Origin of the sequence: Methyloterricola oryzae, assembly GCF_000934725.1 — a bacterium.
GTDB lineage: Bacteria > Pseudomonadota > Gammaproteobacteria > Methylococcales > Methylococcaceae > Methyloterricola > Methyloterricola oryzae.
This window is the reverse complement of record NZ_JYNS01000015.1, coordinates 42466-60657: the sequence shown is the minus strand read 5'-3', so window position 1 is coordinate 60657 and position 18192 is coordinate 42466. Positions and strand designations below refer to the sequence as shown.

Annotated in this window: 16 protein-coding genes; 8 read left to right on the top strand and 8 right to left on the bottom strand. The window is 61.5% G+C overall.

What is annotated here, in order from left to right:
* Positions 1–72 precede the first annotated feature (72 nt).
* Positions 73–408, bottom strand: a complete 336-nt coding sequence (locus EK23_RS16940; protein WP_235282169.1) for a hypothetical protein — start codon at positions 406–408, stop codon at positions 73–75.
* Between the two features lie 330 nt (positions 409–738).
* Here EK23_RS16940 and EK23_RS16935 point away from each other — a divergent pair, with 330 nt between their 5' ends.
* Complete coding sequence (locus EK23_RS16935) at positions 739–1239, top strand: methyltransferase family protein (RefSeq protein ID WP_158002534.1); 501 nt, start codon at positions 739–741, stop codon at positions 1237–1239.
* Between the two features lie 19 nt (positions 1240–1258).
* Here the strand turns inward: EK23_RS16935 and EK23_RS16930 are convergent, their stop codons facing one another.
* Positions 1259–1618 (bottom strand): SpoIIAA family protein, encoded by a 360-nt coding sequence (locus EK23_RS16930; protein ID WP_045226572.1) that lies wholly within the window; start codon positions 1616–1618, stop codon positions 1259–1261.
* A gap of 221 nt (positions 1619–1839) precedes the next feature.
* On the opposite strand from EK23_RS16930, the gene EK23_RS16925 reads away from it, so the two are divergent.
* Both EK23_RS16925 and EK23_RS16920 read left to right on the top strand, forming a co-directional pair.
* On the top strand, positions 1840–2232 hold the full coding sequence (locus EK23_RS16925) for a Rap1a/Tai family immunity protein (RefSeq protein WP_045226571.1): 393 nt from the start codon (positions 1840–1842) through the stop codon (positions 2230–2232).
* A 46-nt stretch (positions 2233–2278) separates the two neighbouring features.
* A complete protein-coding gene (locus tag EK23_RS16920; protein ID WP_235282168.1) occupies positions 2279–2545 on the top strand; it encodes a YMGG-like glycine zipper-containing protein in 267 nt (88 codons plus the stop codon).
* A 55-nt stretch (positions 2546–2600) separates the two neighbouring features.
* On the opposite strand, the gene EK23_RS16915 is transcribed toward EK23_RS16920, so the two are convergent.
* Positions 2601–3158, bottom strand: a complete 558-nt coding sequence (locus EK23_RS16915; RefSeq protein ID WP_158002533.1) for a DUF4136 domain-containing protein — start codon at positions 3156–3158, stop codon at positions 2601–2603.
* 446 nt (positions 3159–3604) lie between these two features.
* On the opposite strand from EK23_RS16915, the gene EK23_RS16910 reads away from it, so the two are divergent.
* Genes EK23_RS16910 through EK23_RS16890 form a run of 5 tightly spaced genes read left to right on the top strand, consistent with a single transcriptional unit; the run spans position 3605 to position 12415 of the window.
* Positions 3605–4801, top strand: coding sequence for an efflux RND transporter periplasmic adaptor subunit (locus EK23_RS16910; protein WP_052808281.1), 1197 nt, complete (start codon positions 3605–3607; stop codon positions 4799–4801).
* Between the two features lie 6 nt (positions 4802–4807).
* Positions 4808–7954: an efflux RND transporter permease subunit gene (locus EK23_RS16905; RefSeq protein ID WP_045226568.1), complete on the top strand. Its 3147-nt coding sequence runs from the start codon at positions 4808–4810 to the stop codon at positions 7952–7954.
* Positions 7947–9389, top strand: a complete 1443-nt coding sequence (locus EK23_RS16900) for an efflux transporter outer membrane subunit (protein ID WP_045226567.1) — start codon at positions 7947–7949, stop codon at positions 9387–9389. The genes EK23_RS16905 and EK23_RS16900 overlap by 8 nt, the downstream gene beginning before the upstream one ends.
* 15 nt (positions 9390–9404) lie before the next feature.
* Complete coding sequence (locus EK23_RS16895; RefSeq protein WP_145998713.1) at positions 9405–10088, top strand: potassium channel family protein; 684 nt, start codon at positions 9405–9407, stop codon at positions 10086–10088.
* On the top strand, positions 10085–12415 hold the full coding sequence (locus EK23_RS16890) for a fatty acid cis/trans isomerase (protein ID WP_052808280.1): 2331 nt from the start codon (positions 10085–10087) through the stop codon (positions 12413–12415). Before EK23_RS16895 ends, EK23_RS16890 begins: the two co-directional genes overlap by 4 nt.
* A gap of 198 nt (positions 12416–12613) precedes the next feature.
* On the opposite strand, the gene EK23_RS16885 is transcribed toward EK23_RS16890, so the two are convergent.
* From EK23_RS16885 to EK23_RS16865, 5 genes are all read right to left on the bottom strand, one after another.
* Positions 12614–13756 (bottom strand): hypothetical protein, encoded by a 1143-nt coding sequence (locus EK23_RS16885; protein ID WP_045226565.1) that lies wholly within the window; start codon positions 13754–13756, stop codon positions 12614–12616.
* 63 nt (positions 13757–13819) lie between these two features.
* The gene (locus tag EK23_RS16880) at positions 13820–14785 is read right to left on the bottom strand and encodes a tetratricopeptide repeat protein (RefSeq protein WP_045226564.1); all 966 of its coding nucleotides are present in this window, start codon (positions 14783–14785) and stop codon (positions 13820–13822) included.
* 42 nt (positions 14786–14827) lie between these two features.
* On the bottom strand, positions 14828–15805 hold the full coding sequence (locus EK23_RS16875; protein WP_052808279.1) for a type II secretion system F family protein: 978 nt from the start codon (positions 15803–15805) through the stop codon (positions 14828–14830).
* Positions 15798–16775, bottom strand: coding sequence for a type II secretion system F family protein (locus EK23_RS16870; protein WP_045226563.1), 978 nt, complete (start codon positions 16773–16775; stop codon positions 15798–15800). Before EK23_RS16870 ends, EK23_RS16875 begins: the two co-directional genes overlap by 8 nt.
* Positions 16776–16787: 12 nt before the next feature.
* Complete coding sequence (locus EK23_RS16865) at positions 16788–18191, bottom strand: TadA family conjugal transfer-associated ATPase (protein WP_045226562.1); 1404 nt, start codon at positions 18189–18191, stop codon at positions 16788–16790.
* Position 18192 lies beyond the last annotated feature (1 nt).

Genomic DNA, 18192 nt, shown 5'->3' with positions numbered 1-18192 from the left:
GCCGCGAGACCTCGCCGGATGCTCAGGCTGGCGCGCCCTGGCTCGGCAGGAATTCCGTTCGGGCGCCGCCCTTTATTTGGCCGCTGCAGCGTCTCCGGCGGTGATGCCCTTGGCTTCGTTGACCGCTTCGATGGCAGCCCGTCCGCCGTCGATGAAGCCCTCCACGATCGGGTTTTCCTGGGGAACGGACTTGGCGACGAAGACCGCCGCGTAGACGATACCGTAGGAGACCATGTAGGAGGCCGTGTAGGCGAAGCGCGAGGCGGAGTTGGCGATGTCCGGCCCGATTTCGCGGATGCGTTCCTTGGCCCGGGCGGCGTCTTCGGTTGCCTGGGACACGGCGTCCTTCATGGCGTCGGCGACGGATTTGAGGGGGTCGGCTTGTTCGGTTACGGTCTGGCTGGTCATCCATTCACTCCTGGTTGGCAACGGCGCTCTGGCCTGGGTTTGAAGGTTGGCGGCAGGCGATGTGACGCCGCCCGTCCATTCCTCGATATGCCTGACCAATACTAACGTTGGTCAAGCGAGTCGACAATTAAATTTTTGTGAATTCTATAAGGACCTTAGTAGCCATTCTTCGTGCCCATGGTTACTGGGGAGACGAGCATTTGCCCAGGCGCGCTTTTGCCGCAAGCGGGGTATCATGTGGCTACGCTGCGGCCGTTTGAGACCCCCCCTCGCTCGGCCTCCGCCTGCCTTTGACCTTAGAAGTACCGGGATCCTTCCGTGATGAAGTCTGTGTCACTACGTATTGTGCTGGTTTCATTGCTTTTTCTGCTCGCGGTGCCCGGCACCGTGGCGGGGCTGGTTCCCTATTGGCTCAGCGGATGGGAAGCGGACACATCGCTGCTCGATTCCGGCTGGATAGCGGTGCTCGGGATCGGCGTATTGCTGGCTGGACTGTGCGGGCTGCTGCAGTCGGTGGTCCATTTCGCCAGGGACGGGCAGGGCACGCCCGCGCCGGCGGCGCCGCCCAAATGCCTGGTGGTCTCGGGCTTTTACCGGCACGTGCGCAATCCGATGTACCTCTCGGTGCTGCTCGCCATCGCTGGCCAGGGGCTTATTCTGGGCAATGCGCGGGTGCTGGCGTATGCCGGTGGACTGTGGCTGACATTCCATCTGGCTTTGGTCTTTCACGAAGAGCCTTGTCTGGCGCTCCGCTTCGGGGATGCCTACCGGATCTATTGCCGCCAGGTGGGCCGCTGGTGGCCTAGGCTCTGGAACAAGCACGCCCGGTGACACGCCGGACCGCCGGGGTTCAGGCGCGGACCCAGGCCTCCGCCTGCTCAAGCTGCTCGGCGGGGAAAAATTCGATCGCCGTCGCCCGAAGTCCCTTGCCCACGAACAGGAAGGCGTCCTCCTTGGCTGCCTCGGGGCCGACGATGGCCATCTTGACGATGTCGTCGCCGTAGTCCACCAGGAAGCTGATATCGGTCCAGTCATCCTGCTTGTCCCAGCCGGCAAAGTTTTCGGTAATGGCCAGCACACGGAGCTTTTGTCCCTGATCGATGAGCTTTTTCGCCACATCCTGGATGGCCTGATGATCGGCCAGGTGGATGACACCGCTCAGGCGCACGCGGATCACGTCGCCATCGATTCCTTCAATCTCATAAGCCATGCTGTGTGTGCCTCGTGCATTCAGTCGGTCATGCCGACGCCAATTTTTGTTTCGGGGCGGCCCTTCAAGCCTCGGGAGAAAGCGCGGATAATCAAGGCGCGCCATATTCGATGCCCTGAACTGCCAGGGGCGCTCAGTCGCCATTATAGATGCATGGCTGGGCGCGGACACGCGGCCGCTATCCGGGCCGACCTCAATTTCAAGCGAGCAAAGGAGGACCCATGAAATCATCCAAGCGCCGATGGCTCTGCCTGTCAGCCGCTGCGGCTATTCTGGCGGCGGGGGATAGCGGTGCGGTCACCCAGGACAACTTCCTGGCGCAGACCACCCAGGACATGGTGGAACTGTGCACGGCCGCCCCGGACGATCCCCTGTACGTGGCTGCCACCCATTTCTGTCAGGGCTATCTGGTGGGCGTCTACCGCTATCAGGAAGACCTGTATAGCCGTCCGGGCCTGACGCCCCTGGTTTGTCCGCCGGACCCCAAACCCACGCGCACGGAAGCCATCGCAATGTACATCACCTGGGCCAAGGCGCACCCGGAGTACAAGAACGAACGGCCGGTGGACACGGCCATGAAGTACCTGGTCGAGAACTGGCCGTGCAAGAAGTGAAAGCGCGGAACGGTTATTTGAGCATGATCCTTGCGGAGACATACCAGTGAAGCGAATCCTTTCCCTTTTGGCGGTGTTTTTGATCGTTTCCGGTTGCGCCGGCATGTCCGATTCCCAGCGGCGCATGGCCGGCGGTACGGCGGGCGGCGCCGCGACCGGCGCCATCATTGGCGCCATTGCCGGCAATGCCGGCATGGGCGCGGCTATTGGTGCGGGGGCAGGGCTCCTTGGCGGTTATCTGTATGACCAGCACAAGAAGTCGGAGCAGGCGGCTTATCAGCAAGGCTACCAGCAAGGTCAGCAGAGCCGCTGATTAAGCATTCATAGGTGCGCCCGTTTCGGCTGGCGCGCCTGGGATGACTTCTGGATCATTGCTGCCCGGGGGCAGGCAAAGGAAAGTCGTGCATGATCTTGCGGACGGCTTCCTGAATGTTCTCGGCATTCTGCTCCGGGGTACCCACGGTGTCGGTGGCGACGCCGCGGAACACCAGTTTCTTCGTCTTGGCGTCGACGAAGTCCAAAATCAGGGTGCCCTGGGTGTACTGGGTCACGTCGGTGTAGCCCATGGGCGCGCCCATCCACATGCCGTAGCGCCCATAGCGGTAGGGAACGCCGTAACCCCATCCCGCGGCGGGATAGACGTTGATCTTGTCTTTGGTGAAGGCGTGGCTGACTACATTGAGATCGGCGCCGCTGGTCACCTCGCGGATGCCGCGCTGGGCCATGGCGCCGCGTAAGGTGTCGTCCAGCGCCGATTCACTGGTGGGCGAGAGCGGCAGCTGATCCGGGGCCGTGGCCAGATCGTAGCTTTTGTAATTGGTGAAGACCGTGGCGTGGTCGTAGTCGGTGGTGACGCTGACCGTCGAGCAGGCGCTCAGGAAGGCGGCCGCGGTGAATAACAGGGGCAATCGAGCTGACAGTGACATGGATGGTCTCTCCGTGAGTGCGTAGTTGGCCGGTGCGCGTGGATATCGCATCCCGCGCGGGTTCCTCGCGTCCGGAGTATATCAGCTCCGATCGCCGCCGCCGCGTGGCGGTTTTGGCGTTGCCATGGAACAGCTGTGTGTCGCAGTTGGCGATTGAGCGGCAAGGAAAAATAAGCAAGAATGATGTTGGGCGCAATGCTGACGGGCGGCATAGCGAGGCTGAGCGCAACCGGCCGGATGCAGCTGCGATGTTTAGTGGGTCGCCCTTTAATGATTGATCAGGCCCATGATAACCGCCCGGTATTGCGAGCCCATGCCCAGGCCGATACGCCCCGGCCTTGCCTGACGTGGCCTGTGGCCGCGCAGGGGTATCCAAGCCCCGAATGGACTTGGCCCGATGGGTCGGGTCGATAATCGCCTCCAAAACAGGAACAGTGGAAGTAGCTATGACGAAGAATAAAGGTCCGGCGGTTCGAATCCCTCGCTTTCTCCCTCCCCCCGTTCCACTGTCGATACCCATCCTGTTTGCATTGATCCTCGCCGGTTGCGAGGACAAGAAGCCGGAGGTGCATGCCCCGACGCCCACGGTGGAAGTGGCCAGCGTCGTGCAGAAGACCGTCCCGGTGCAGGAGGAATGGGTGGGCACCCTGGATGGCATGGTCAACGCCCAGATCAATGCCCAGGTGTCGGGCTATCTGATCAAGCAGAACTACAAGGAAGGCGATCTGGTGAAGAAGGGGCAATTGCTCTATCAGATCGATCCCCGCACCTTCCAGGCGGCGGTGGACGAGGCCAAGAGCACCCTGGCGCGCCAGGAGGCGCTGTTGAAGACGGCGCGGCTGGATCTCGACCGCATCAAGCGCCTGCTGCCGGAAAAGGCCGTGAGCGTGCGCGACCGCGATAACGCCGAGGGACGCGAAGCCTCGACCCAGGCGGAAGTCCTCGCGGCGCGGGCCGCCTACGAGAAGGCGCAGCTTGAACTGGGCTTTACCCGGATCACCGCGCCCATCGACGGCATTGCGGGTATTTCCAAGGCCCAACTCGGCGACCTGATCGGGCCTGGCAGCGCCAATGCGGAGCTGACCACCGTGTCCCAGGTGGATCCCATCAAGGCTTACATCCCCTTGAGCGAACAGCAGTATCTGAATTTTGCCAAGGGCCGCGAGGACGGGGACAAGCACGGGAGCATTCCTATCGAACTGATCCTGTCTAATGGCGACGTCTACCCTCATAGCGGCACCGTGCTGTTCGCCGACCGGCAGGTGGACGTGAACACCGGCACCATCAAGCTGGCGATCGCCTTTCCCAATCCCACCCATATCCTGCGCCCCGGGCTATTTGCCAAGATTCGCGCGGTGGTGGCGGAGAAGGCGGGCGCCTTGCTGGTGCCCCAGCGCGCCGTGAACGATCTGCAGGGCAAGTCCCTGGTGGCGGTGGTGCAGCCCGACAACACCGTGGCCATGCGCATGGTCAAGCCGGGGGTGCGGATCGGTAACCTGTGGGTCATCGACGAGGGCTTGAAGCCCGGCGACCGCGTCATCGTGGAAGGCGCCATGAAGGTCAAGGAAGGCATGAAAGTCGAGACCAAGCCTTTCGTGGAGGCGCCTCCGGCGGGCAAACCGTCGCCCAAGGCTGCGGGGTAAGCGGCCATGTCGAAGTTCTTCATCAACCGGCCCATCGTGGCCATGGTGATCTCCATCCTCATGGTGATCATCGGACTGGTGTCCATGGTGGGCCTACCCATCGCCCAGTTTCCCAATATCGCACCCCCCGAGGTGCAGGTTCAGACCACCTACACCGGCGCCGACGCGGTGACGGTGGAGCAGGCGGTGGCGACGCCCATCGAGCAGCAGATGTCCGGCGTGGACAACATGAATTACATGTATTCCATCAACGCCAACAATGGCTCGACCACGATTCGCGTCAATTTCGACGTCAAGACTGATCCCAACACGGACCAGATCCTGGCCCAGATGCGCGAATCCCAGGCGGAGTCGCAACTGCCCTCGGACGTGCGCGACTACGGTGTCACCGTGAAGAAATCCACGGCCTCACCCCTGATCATGTTCGCGCTGTATTCGCCCAACGGCTCTTACGACAACGTCTTTCTGGCCAACTACGCCAACATCAACATCAACGACCAGTTGACCCGCGTGCCGGGGATCGCCAGCGTCACGGTGTTCGGCGCCGGCCAATACGCCATGCGCATCTGGGTAAAGCCGGACCAACTGGCCAAGCTCAACATCACCATCCCTGAAATCATCAGCGCCGTGAAGGCCCAGAACACGGTGAACCCGGCCGGCAAGATCGGCGGCGAGCCAGTGCCTCCGGGCCAGGAGTTCACCTATGCGGTGCGCGCCCAGGGCCGTCTGCAGACCGAGGAGCAGTTCGGCAACATCGTGCTGCGGGCGGATTCGTCCGGCTCCATCGTTCGCATCAAGGACGTGGGGCGCATCGAACTGGGCGCGCAGTCCTACGACATGATGGGCCGCCTCAATGGCAAGCCCGCCGCCCTGGTGGCGCTCTATCAGTTGCCGGGTTCCAATGCCATCGCGGCGGCGGATGGCGCAAAGAAGATGATGGAGGAACTGAAGACCCGCTTCCCCGAGGACCTGGACTACGTCATCGCCCTGGACACCACCCTGGCGGTGACCGAGGGCATCAACGAGATCGTCCACACCCTGTTCGAAGCCCTGGTGCTGGTCATCATCGTGGTGTTCATCTTCCTGCAGGGCTGGCGCGCCACCCTGATTCCGCTCCTGGCGGTGCCGGTGTCCCTCGTCGGCACCTTTGCTCTGTTTCCGCTGTTCGGCTTCTCCATCAACACCCTGTCTCTGTTCGGTCTGGTGTTGGCCATCGGCCTGGTGGTGGATGATGCCATCGTGGTGGTGGAAGCGGTGGAGCACCATATCGAGCACGGCATGTCACCCAAGGAAGCGACGCTGAAGGCCATGGAGGAGGTGTCGGGGCCGGTGGTGGCCATCGCCATCATCCTGGCGGCGGTGTTCGTGCCCACGGCCTTCATTCCAGGCATCACCGGGCGGCTGTACCAGCAGTTCGCGGTGACCATCGCCCTGTCGGTGATCATCTCCGCCTTCAACGCCCTGACCCTGAGCCCCGCCCTCTCGGCCCTGCTGCTTAAGCCGAAGCAGCGCGGCACCGGCCCTTTGCAGAAGTTCTACGACGTCTTCAACAAGGTGTTCGGCAAGGCCACCGACGGTTATGTCGGGCTGTGCGGCGTGCTGATCCGCAAGAGCTTTTTCAGCCTGCTGTTCCTGCTGGGCGTGGCGGTGATGGCGGGCGGCCTCGGCAAGAAAGTGCCCATGAGCTTCCTGCCGGACGAGGACCAGGGCTACATTTTCGGCGCCCTGCAGTTGCCCAATGTGTCCTCGTTGCAGCGCACGGACGAGGTCACAAAAAAGGTGGAAGAGGTCCTCAAGAACACGCCGGGCGTGGAGTATTACTCCTCGGTCATCGGCTACAACATGCTGAGCCAGGCCAATACCACCTACAACACCTTCTTCTTCATATCACTCAAGGAGTGGTCGGAACGCAAGGCGCCGGAGGAGCAGTACCAGGCGATACGCGCCCATATCAACCGGGAATTGCAGAAGCTCCCCGAGGCCATGGCCCTGGTGTTCCCGCCTCCAGCGATTCCCGGCGTCGGCACCTCCGGCGGCGTTACCATGGTGCTGGAAGACCGCGCCGGCCGCGACATCGGCTTCCTGGCGCAGAACGTGATGAAGTTCCTCGAAGGGGCGCGTCAGCGGCCCGAGATCGCCGGGGTGTTCACCACCTTCCTGCCTTCGGTGCCTCAGATGTATGTGGACGTGGACCAGGACAAGGTGCTCAAGCAGGGCGTGAAGCTCTCGGACGTCTACCAGACCCTGCAAGCCTATATGGGCAGCGGCTTCATCAACTACTTCAACCGTTTCGGGCGACAGTGGCAGGTGTATGTGCAGGCCGAGGGTGAATACCGCACCAGCGAGAAGGACCTGGGCCAGTTCTACGTGCGCAACAGCAAAGGCGAAACCGTGCCGCTGGCGGCGCTGATCAACGTGCGCAAGGCTGAGGGGCCCGAGTTCACCATGCGCTTCAACCTGTTTCGCAGCGCGCAGATCAACGTGACGCCCAAGCCGGGCGTCAGCTCCGAGCAAACCATGCGCGCCCTGGAGGAAGTATTCGCACAGACCATGCCTCGGGAGATGGGGTACGACTATCTGGGCATGAGCTATCAGGAAAAGAAGGCCCAAGAGGGCGTGTCTCCCATGGTGATCTTTGGCTTCTCGCTGCTGTGCGTGTTCCTCATCCTGGCCGCTCAGTACGAGAGCTGGAGCCTGCCCTTCAGCGTGCTGCTGGGAACGCCCATCGCGGTGTTCGGGGCTTTCGCCGGCCTGATGATCGGCCACTATGAAAACAATATCTACGCCCAGATTGGTCTGGTCATGCTCATCGGCCTGGCGGCCAAGAACGCCATCCTCATCGTGGAGTTCGCCAAGATGGGCGTGGAGCAGGGCAAGCCCCTGGTGGATGCGGCCCTGGACGGAGCGCGATTGCGCCTTCGTCCCATCCTGATGACCAGCTTCGCCTTCATCCTCGGCTGCGTGCCCCTGGCCAAGGCCAGTGGCGCGGGCGCCTTGTCGCGCCAGGTGATGGGTTTCGCGGTGATCGGCGGAATGGCAACTGCCACCGCCATCGCGGTGTTCCTGATTCCGGTGACGTTCTATGTGATCGAGCGCTTGTCGCACAAGGAGTCCACAGAAACCACCGGCGTGAAGGAGCAGGGCCATGCGTAAGATCCTGTTGTTGTCCCTGGCGGCCATGCTGGCCGGGTGTTTCAAGGTTGGGCCTGATTACCAGCGCCCGGAAATCGCGACGCCCAAGAACTGGCGTTTCGCCGAAAAAGGCGCGAAGGACACGACCAATCTGAAATGGTGGGAGCAGTTGGGTGACCCGGCGCTGAACCGCCTGGTGGAGCGCGGCATCCAGCAGAACCTGGATCTGAAGATCGCCGTCGCCAACGTGGACCGCTTCATGGGCCTGTATGGGTCCACCCGCTCCAACCTGTTCCCGCAGATTTCCGGGGAGGGCAACTACCTGCACCGGCAGGCCAGCGGCAGGGTTCTGAATCTGCCGGACGGGTCGGGCTTGAATCCGAAGGAAACGGACTACGCGCGCCTGGCGGCCACCATGAACTGGGAATTGGACGTCTGGGGCGCCCTGCGCCGTGCCAACGAGGCGGCCATGGGCGACATGCTGGCCCAGGACGCCTTCAAGCGCGCCGTGATTCTGACCTTGGTGAGCCAGATCGCGCAGACCTACATCCAGTTGCGTACCCTGGACATGAATCTGGAGATCACCCGCAATGTGGTCGCCACCCTGGCTGAGGAACTGCGCATCGCCCAGGTGCGCTTCCGCGAGGGCTATACCTCGGAACTGGAAGTGAATCAGGTGGAGTCCGAATATGAGCGGCGCGCGGCGCTGATTCCGGCGGCGGAACAGGAGATCGCCCTGGCCGAGCATGCCTTGAAGGTGCTGCTGGGCGAAAATCCCGGGTCTATCCAGCGCGGACGGACCATCGACGAAATCCGGCAGCCGGCCGTGCCGGCGGGACTGCCCTCGGAGATCCTGGCGCGCCGGCCCGACATCGAGCAGGCGGAGCAGGAACTGATCGCCGCCAATGCGCGCATCGGCGTGGCGCGCGGCCTGTATTTTCCGCGTATTTCCCTGACCGGCGACGTGGGCCAGCTCAGCTCCGAGGTGTCAGCCCTGTTCACGCCGGGCGCCAATTTCTGGAGTATCGGTTCGGCTGTGCTCACCCCCCTCTTCACCGCCGGCAAGATCGCAGGACAGGTACAGGCGGCCGAGGCGGTGCAGCGGGCGACCCTGGCCAATTACCAGCGCGCCATAATCTCGGCTTTCCGCGAGTTCGAGGACGCCCTGGTCAGCACGCAGAAAACCGTGGAGCAGGAGGAAAAGCAGCGCAAGCGGGTCACCGCGGTGCAGAACTACGTCAACCTGGCCCAGGTGCGTTACGACGAGGGGTACACCGACTTCATCACCCTGCTCGACGCCCTGCGCCAGTTGTACGAGGCGCAGATCGATCGCCTGCAGGCGCAGAGCGCCAAGCTCACCTCCTCGGTTCAACTCTACCGGGCCATGGGTGGGGGCTGGGTGGTGCAGGCGGATGCGACGCTGCCCAAGCCTTTGGAACCCTCGGTCTTTCCCTAGTCGGGCGACCTAGTGGTGAAAGGCTATATCTCCAAGCTGCGCCAGGGGCACCGGCAGCAGTACTACAAGCACCTGATGGTGGCTCTGGTGCTGTTCATGGTGCTGACCCCCGACGCCAGCGGCTGGATTCCGGGCCGGATCATCGAACTGGTGATCATCGTCGGGTTGCTGACCACCGGTTCCCTGGCGGTCAGTGACGGTCGCGCACGCGGTGCCTTCTCCATGGTGCTGAGTGTGCTGCTGGTGGTTCTGGGAACCGTGCGGCTGTTCCCTCACGGGATGCGCAGCATTGATCTGGCATGGCTTTTCGTGAGCATGACGTTCTTTGCCCACGTCACCCTGGTGCTGGCGCAGGACATTTTCACCAGCCGCGAGCACATTGACTCGGGCAGGCTCTACGGCGCCGTCAGCGTCTACCTGCTGGTGGGCGTGTTTTTCGCCAACGCGCACCTGGCGGTCGACACCATGGTCCCTGGCTCCTACCAGTGCAACTCGCCCCAATGCCAAGGGGACTACCGGCCCCCGGTCTTCATCTATTTCAGTTTCATCACCCTGAGTTCGGTGGGGTACGGCGATATTTTGCCGACGACGCGGGTGGCGGGCATGTTGAGCTACCTGGAGGCCATTTTCGGCCAGATGTACCTGGCGATCCTGGTGTCGCGCCTGGTGGGCATGCATCTTTCGGCACCCAAGTCATGAACGGTTCGGCGCTCGGGTTGACGCTGGGTTTCGTCCTGGGGTGGCTGCCGGTTTTCTCCTGCATTGCTGCAGAGCCCGCCAGCGGTGCTGATTGGCACATCGCCTTCAATCGGGACATCAAGCCGGTTCTGGACTCGCGCTGCGTGGTCTGTCACGGCTGCTATGACGCGCCCTGCCAGTTGAAGCTGGAGTCCGGGGAAGGGCTTGATCGCGGTGCCAGCAAGACTTTGGTCTATGATCTGCGCCGGCACGCCATCTCCCCGACACGCTTGTTCGTGGATGCGCGCAATACCTCGGAGTGGCGCCAGCGTGGCTTCTATTCCGTGGTGGACGGGGACGGCGCGGGTGGTTTGGCGGATTCGCTGCTATTTCGCATGCTGCGGTTGAAAAAGGACCAGCCCCTCCCGGAGGGGGGCGCGCTGCCGGACAGCTTCGATTTCAGCCTGGACCGCAACCTGCAGTGCCCAAAGCCTCAGGAATTTGCCGACTTCGCCGCCGATCACCCGCTGTGGGGCATGCCCTATGGGATGCCGGGACTCTCTGACAAGCAATTCGGCGACATCGTCACCTGGTTGCGCCAGGGCGCCAGGACGGAACCGCCGCCGCCGGTGTCCGCCTTCGCGACAGCCGAGGTGGAGCGATGGGAGGCGTTTCTCAACGGCGAGTCGCTCAAGGAGCGGTTGGTTTCCCGCTATCTTTACGAGCACCTGTTCGCCGGCGACCTGCATTTTCGCGGCGGACCCGAGCGCGAATTCTTCAAGCTGGTGCGCTCCTACAGTCCGCCGGGTTTTCCCATCCGCGAGATCCCCAGCGTCAGGCCCTTCGACGACCCCGGCGTTGCCCGCTTCTACTACCGTTTGCGTCCAGTGGTGGGGACCATCGTGGACAAGAACCACATGGTCTACGAACTGAGTGGCGAGCGCATGCAGCGCTACCGGACGCTGTTCCTCGACCCTGAATACAATGTGACACGCCTGCCCGGGTATCAGCCTGAAATCGCGGCGAACCCGTTCAAGGCCTTCGTCGCTCTGCCGCCCAAGTCCCGCTACCAGTTCTTGCTGGACGATGCCTATTTCTTCATCGAGGGTTTCATGAAGGGCCCGGTGTGCCGCGGCCAGGTGGCGCTCAACGTGATCCAGGACCATTTCTGGGTGGCGTTTTTCGATCCGGACAAGGACCGCATCAGCAATGACGCCCATTTCCTCGTCGCGCAGGGCGAGCGATTGCGCCTGCCCACCGAGAAGTTGGAGAGTCCGACCGTGGAGGATATCTGGAGCACCTACTCGGACTTGCAACTGCAATACCTCAAGGCCAAGGAAGACTACATCAGCAAACTGCGAGGCGGGGATGGCAACACCCTGGCCGCCCTGTGGGACGGCGACGGACACAACAACTCGGCGCTGCTCACCGTGTTCCGCCACTTTGACAGCGCGTCCTTGAGTCACGGCCTGGTGGGGGCGGTGCCCAAGACCGCCTGGGTGCTGGACTATCCCCTCATGGAGCGCATCCATTATCTGCTGGTGGCGGGCTACGACGTATTCGGCAGCCTCAGGCATCAGCTCGCCACACGCTTGTTCATGGACTTCATGCGCATGGAGGCGGAAAACAATTTCCTGGGATTTCTGCCCGCGGCCATGCGCCAGCGCGAACGCGACTCCTGGTATCGGGGCGCCGCCGCGGAAATCAGCAATGACCTGAAGAATCCGTTGTATGGACTGGATCGGGAAACCGGCGTGGTGTTCCGTACCCAGGATCCCAAGCGGGAACTGTTCACCCAGTTGCGCACCCGGCCCGGGCAGGCGGCGGGCGAAGCGGACGTGCTGAATCGCTGCGAGGCGCCCTTCTGCGTTCGCCCCGGCGCGAGCCCCGAGGAGCAGCGCGCGGAGCGCGAGCTGCGGGTGCTGGCGCGCCTCAAGGGGGGTGGGATTCACCTGCTGCCGGAACTGTCCTATATCCGCATCCGTTCAGGCAAAGGCGAGCTGGTGTACAGCCTGATTCTGAACAAGGCACTGAAGAACGTGGCGTTTTTGTTCCTGGAGGATTTGCGGCGCAGGCCGCAGGAGGACACGCTGACGGTGCTGCCGGATTTCATCGGAAGCTTTCCCAATTTCTTCTTCGATCTGGAACTGGCCCAGGTGGGGGATTTCGTGCAGCGCATCGTCGCCCTCAAGAGTGAAAGCGATGTGTCTGCCCTGGTCGATGCCTATGGCGTGCGCCGCAATTCCCAGGCTTTCTGGCCGCTGTCCGACTGGTTCTACGAACGCTACGCCAACCTGCAGCCCATCACTTCAGGCCGCTTCGACCTGAACCGCTACGACAATCTTTGAGCATTCCCGTGTTCCGAGGCCTGCAGGCCGTCACCGCGCCTAATACTTACGAAAGCATCGCAACGCGCGATGCGTGGAATAATTGGCACCGCTGTGGTGGCAACCCTGCATTGAGTGGCCAATCCGCGGCGATCTTGCGGGAAAACCATCCGCTCAATGACCATGGCCGCGATGTCCAGCCGTCGGCGCCGGACTGCTTCAGAACGGCTGGTTAAAGCAGGAAATCCCCGAACATTTTTCCGAGGCGGCGCTCGATCCTGTTGCTGTCGTAGCCGTGGTGGTAGTCGTTTTTGCGGCAGTGCTGTTGCTGGCATTCTTCTTCTTGCCAGGCGCGACTTTCAGCACGTAGTCGTGACTGCTGAATTCGAGGGCATTGGCATAGCCTTGGCTGCCGGGATCCGTGTTATCAACCTTAGATGAGTCGGTTGGTCCTGCGACATCGATACCGCCGAGTAGATAAGTAGGCGGCGTGACGGCCAAATAGTAATCGCCAGCCGCCGGGGTGGTCATCTCGAAGTTGAACTTCTTTCCCAGGCATTCCGGGGCCGTCACTTCATAGCTGCTCTGCAGCACGCCGTTCGGGTCGAACCAACTCAGGAAGAAATGAGCGCCGGATGGCGCCCCCTTGCAACTAAAGTAAACCTGGGTCGGTTTATCGCTTCCCTTGGTTACTGCATATTTGTACCAGTCCTGGTCATACATGGAGGCGAACTGTCCAGTTACCGGCTTGTTGTTCAGAATCTTCGACGCCTCGATCTGGCCATCGTTCGGCTCCGGCATTCCTTTGGTGCGCGTGGTAAAGGCGCGCAGCGTGTAGTCCGCAGTCGGCGTTATGCCATAGACGGCACTGTCTTCCTCGCATTGCTTGAGAATATAGGTCACGCTGACATAGTAGCGGCCAGGGGTGGCGGTATTCATCTGGAACCGGTATGGCCCTTTGACATCGGCGCTGCCCTGTTTGCAATACCTGGAGTTCAGGGCATATTCGCTCTGCTTAGCGCCGTCTGGCGAGTAATAGGCGATGGTCCACTGATCACTGCCTTCCGACTTTGGCGCCCCACTGGGGCATGTGCCGGAAACGAAGTCATCGAGCAGCACATTGCAGCCAAAATACACTGGCGTTATCGGGCGGTCCGCCCTCTCGGGTACGTCGATGTAGAAAAAGTCGATATCACTGGATTTCAATTGGCCGACTCTCTCATCCTTGATATCGAGATTGCTGAAGGCATTCGCATTGGCTTCTCCCGGTGTGTCATTCGGCTCCCATTCACTTTGCGCGGCGTACGAAGCTCCTCCACCAAGACATGCGGCAACAAGCGTGGAGATCAGTATGGTTTTCATGTCGGCTCTCCAAAGGGTAATGCAGGGCCAAGGCAACAGGCGCCGGCCGTGATTCGATGGTTTCTATTGATTCATGGCGTCCAGCCGTTTCAGGTTTTCGTGGGCCAGTAAGTGGTAGGTGGGTGACAGGGAAATCGCCCGCTGAAAGCATTCGTAGGCGGCGTCGGTTCTGCCATCCATCATCCAGATGTATCCCAGATTGTTGTAGGCATCGGCTTCGGGGAGCACGCGTTTGAAAGCCCCCAGCGCCGCTTGCTCATTGTTCAGGCGAGCATACACCAGGCCCTTGTTGAGCCAGGCGGACGGGTACTTCGGGTCGGCCATCAGGGCCAAATCAAACATCTGCAAGGAGCCGCTCAGATCGCCGGACAGGTATTTTGAGTACCCCAGGTTGTTCAGGACCGCAGGGTTGTTGGGTTGTATCTGCAGCGCCTTCGAAAATTCCTGCGCCGCAGCCGCGTGCTCACCGCGCCGGTCGGCGAGCAGCCCTAGAACGCTGCGCGCCCGCCAAAGCTTCGGGTCGACCGACAACGCGGCGGAGAGCGACTGCGCGGCATCCGTGTCCTTGCCGTGGTGATACTGAATGAGTCCGAGCCCCATCAAGGCGTTCGCATTTTTCGGATCGGCGCTCAAGGCCAAACGATAGGCAGCTTCGGCGGGATCATAATTTTCTCGTTCAAGGTGGATGTCGCCAATCCTGTTCAGCGCCTGCCGGTTTCCGGGGTCGAACTCAAGCGTTTTGACGTAGTAGTAAAGCGCCTCGTCGATATTTCCGAGCTGAGTCGAGTAATCCGCCCGCTTGAGCGCGGACTCGGCATCCTTGGGGCTTTCGAGGGTTTCGTAGACTGCCGACGATGGCCCATTGTAGAGACGGGTGATGGAGGGCTTCGCCGACTTTGACGCGATGCCGCAGCCACCGAGCGCCGTCGCGACAAGCAGCAGAAGCGCCAGCCGCCTTAGCTGCAAGGCGGGCGAGCCGCTCTTCGCCGAAGAGGCGCGGGTTTGATTGACTGTCGTTGAATTGTTCATGGTATGAGCCGCACTGTGTGAAACGGTGTGTGGGTGAATTCGTTACTTGGTCAGCGTCGGAAGGACCTCCAGCGCCCTGATGATGGTCGGTCCCAGGGCAACGATGAAAAACCCGGGCAAAATGCAGAATGCCAGTGGAAATATCATCTTTGTGCCGAGTTTGGCGGCTTCCTCATCGGCTTTCTGCATGCGCTTGTCGCGGAACTCCTCCGAATAGATGCGCAAGGTCTGAGCGATGCTCGTGCCGAAGCGCATGCTTTGCCCGAGCACTGCCACCATGCCCTTGATATCATCCAGGCCGGTCCGCTGGGCAAGGTTTGCCAGCGACCGGCTGCGATCGACACCGGCGCGCATCTCGGTGGTGACAAGAAACAACTCCTCCGCCAGGGCCGGATGGATGTCCACCAGCACTTGAGCCACCCGCAGGATGGCGGCGTTCAAACCCAACCCCGCCTCGGTGCAAACCACCAGCAAATCGATGGCATCGGGCAAGCCGTTCCGCAATGTCCGCTGATGGGCGGCCACTTTCTTGTCCAGGAAATAACTCGGCAAGATCATGCCTAGCAGAAAGGCAATTGCCCCGTACAGCGTGAACTGGCTGGGCGGCACCCTGGGAAACGCCGGCGCGGCCAGCAGCACCGCCACTGGCAAAGCGACCATCATGCTGAGCCGGACGAAGTAGTAAATCAGCAACCGGTTGGTTGAGCGATAGCCAGCGTGGCTGAGGCGGTCTACCGTTCTGTTCCGCAATTGCTGGTTGCGGGGTAGAAAAAGCCCCGAAAAGCGGTCCAGTTTTTCGGCCATGCGCTCCACTGCAGAGCTCGGCGCAACCGCCGTATCGTTCAGAATGTCCAGGCGCTTTCGTACCGGGTCGAAATAGCGGGCCAGCGCGAGCAGAAAAGCCATGCCGGCGACGAAGATCCCGCTGGCCAGCAGCAGCATCGCCATCAGGCGCGCGGTTTCCGCATCGCCGAAAAGGCCCGTCAGCGTTTCATACATGCTGTTCATGGCTTCAGACATCTATGGAAATCAATCTTCGAATCCAGAGATTGCCAAGGATCAGCAATCCCAATCCGGTGAAAACCAACTTGTGCCCCATGGGCGTCTGCACCAGGGTCATGACGTAATCACTGCTGAGGATCGACATGCCAGCGAACATCAGGAACGGCACCATGGCAAGTATCCATGCCGACATGCGCGCCTCGGCCGTCAGCGTGCGCACGCGGCGATGGAAGCGGAAGCGCCCGCGAATGAGGCGACCGATGTTTTCGAAAGTCTCGGCCAGGTTACCCCCGGTCTCCCGTTGCACCAGAACGGTAGTGACGATGGCCATCAGCGAGAGGCTCGGCATGCGATCCACCAGGTTGTGCAAGGCCCAGCGCATTTCGACGCCAAAATTGATCTCCTCGAACGCCATGCGGAATTCGGGCGCGATCGGTGCTTCCATTTCCGTGGCCACCAGATTCAGCGTTTCGTTGAACGGGTAACCGGCGCGTAACGCTCGGGTCATGATATCCAGCGCGTCGGGCAGTTGCTCTTCGAAAAGGGCAAAGCGCCTGCTGCGGTCGGCCTTCAACGTCAACAGTGGTAGCCAGCCAGCCATCGCGGAACTTGCGACGACCGCGAAGCCGCTGTGGATGATGTGCCAACTCGCGAATCCGGCCGCAGCGGCCAGCATGACGCAGATCAACACCAGGCGGTAACCGGGAAAAGCATGGCCCGAACGTTCGATGAAGGTTTCCAGCCGTTGCATCCCCGGCAGGGCTTCCAGGCGTTTCTCCAGCGGAGATAGCTTCTTGAGGTATTTGCTCCGCATCAGCGATATCTGGTTGTCCGTCTGGCGGGCATCCGCGATGGCGCCCAGCCGGTTCCTCAAACGGCGGCTCTCGCGGCCGCTCGTGCCGAACGTCGGTACGACGATGGACTGCGTCAGCAGAAAGACGGCGCCGAACACCATCAGCAGGAAAATGATCAGGGTGTCGCGGTCCATAATGCCTCCCGTCTATTCACTGCGTTCCGGATCGAAGATATCGAAGGAAAGATCGATGCCGCGCTTCTGCAGGCGATCGTGGAATTTGGGCACGATTCCGGTTGCCCTGAACGCACCCAGCACATTGCCGTTCTCGTCCACCCCCTTCCTCTGGAAGCTGAATATCTCCGACATGGTGATGATGTCCCCTTCCATCCCCTGGATTTCCTGCACGCTGATGAGCTTGCGGCGACCGTCTTCCAGTCGCGCCAGTTGCAGCACGACGTTGATGGCCGAGGCGATCTGCGTGCGCACCATGCGCGCAGGCAGATCCAGTCCGGTCATCGCCACCATGTTTTCCAGCCGCCCCAAGGCGTCCCGCGATGAATTGGCATGGACCGTGGTCAGCGATCCGTCATGCCCGGTGTTCATGGCCTGCAGCATGTCGAAAGCCTCGTCGCTGCGCACCTCGCCCACCACGATGCGGTCGGGCCGCATGCGCAAGCTGTTGCGAACCAGATCCCGCTGCCTGATTTCGCCCCTGCCCTCGATGTTGGGAGGGCGTGTTTCCAGACGGACCACATGCGGTTGCTGCAACTGCAGTTCCGCCGAGTCCTCGATGGTGATGATCCGCTCCGTTTCCGGGATATAGCCGGAAAGTACATTTAGCAGCGTGGTCTTCCCGGAACCCGTGCCGCCTGAAATGAGCACGTTCAGGCGTGCCTTGACGATGCCCTTGAGGAGTTCGCCCATGGTGGCGGTGAGCGTGCCCAGTTCGATCATGTCCTCCATGTGCAGTCGGTCGATGGTAAAACGGCGGATCGACAGGGTCGGGCCATCGATGGCCAGCGGCGGAATGATGGCGTTGACGCGGGATCCGTCCTTGAGTCGCGCATCGACCATGGGCGAGGATTCGTCGATGCGTCTTCCCACCGACGACACGATGCGGTCGATGACGTTCAACAAATGGGCGTCGTTCTGAAATCGCAGGGGGGTGAGTTCCAGCTTGCCGTAGCGCTCGACGTAAATGCGCCCGCTGCCATTGACCAGAATGTCGGCGATGGTGGAGTCGGCCAGCAGGGGTTCGATAGGCCCTAGGCCCAGGATTTCGTCCTCGATGCATTTGGCGAGAAACTGGCGGCTCGCGGCACTCAGCGGGACCGACTGTTCGTCCATGATGCGCTCGGAAATTTCGCGGATCTGCGCTCTCGCCTGCTTGTCCTCCAGGCGCCCCATCAGCGACAGGTCGATCATGCTCATCAGCTTCTGGTGAATGCGCTGCAGCCAGTCCATTTCAGACTCGCTGAGCGCCCTCACCGCCAATGGTTCCTGGGGCTTCGCCGGGATTCGGGCAGGTGGCGTCGAACCGGGCTCGGCAATCCTGGACACTGCTTCCGTCCGCCCCAACCTTTCCATAATGCGATTTTTAAGATCCATA

Coding starts and splice junctions, on each gene's coding strand:
- EK23_RS16940 (WP_235282169.1), bottom strand. CDS start 408: ATGACCAGCCAGACCGTAACCGAACAAGCCGACCCCCTCAAATCCGTC.
- EK23_RS16930 (WP_045226572.1), bottom strand. CDS start 1,618: ATGGCTTATGAGATTGAAGGAATCGATGGCGACGTGATCCGCGTGCGC.
- EK23_RS16925 (WP_045226571.1), top strand. CDS start 1,840: ATGAAATCATCCAAGCGCCGATGGCTCTGCCTGTCAGCCGCTGCGGCT.
- EK23_RS16915 (WP_158002533.1), bottom strand. CDS start 3,158: ATGTCACTGTCAGCTCGATTGCCCCTGTTATTCACCGCGGCCGCCTTC.
- EK23_RS16910 (WP_052808281.1), top strand. CDS start 3,605: ATGACGAAGAATAAAGGTCCGGCGGTTCGAATCCCTCGCTTTCTCCCT.
- EK23_RS16905 (WP_045226568.1), top strand. CDS start 4,808: ATGTCGAAGTTCTTCATCAACCGGCCCATCGTGGCCATGGTGATCTCC.
- EK23_RS16900 (WP_045226567.1), top strand. CDS start 7,947: ATGCGTAAGATCCTGTTGTTGTCCCTGGCGGCCATGCTGGCCGGGTGT.
- EK23_RS16890 (WP_052808280.1), top strand. CDS start 10,085: ATGAACGGTTCGGCGCTCGGGTTGACGCTGGGTTTCGTCCTGGGGTGG.
- EK23_RS16885 (WP_045226565.1), bottom strand. CDS start 13,756: ATGAAAACCATACTGATCTCCACGCTTGTTGCCGCATGTCTTGGTGGA.
- EK23_RS16880 (WP_045226564.1), bottom strand. CDS start 14,785: ATGAACAATTCAACGACAGTCAATCAAACCCGCGCCTCTTCGGCGAAG.
- EK23_RS16875 (WP_052808279.1), bottom strand. CDS start 15,805: ATGTCTGAAGCCATGAACAGCATGTATGAAACGCTGACGGGCCTTTTC.
- EK23_RS16870 (WP_045226563.1), bottom strand. CDS start 16,775: ATGGACCGCGACACCCTGATCATTTTCCTGCTGATGGTGTTCGGCGCC.
- EK23_RS16865 (WP_045226562.1), bottom strand. CDS start 18,191: ATGGATCTTAAAAATCGCATTATGGAAAGGTTGGGGCGGACGGAAGCA.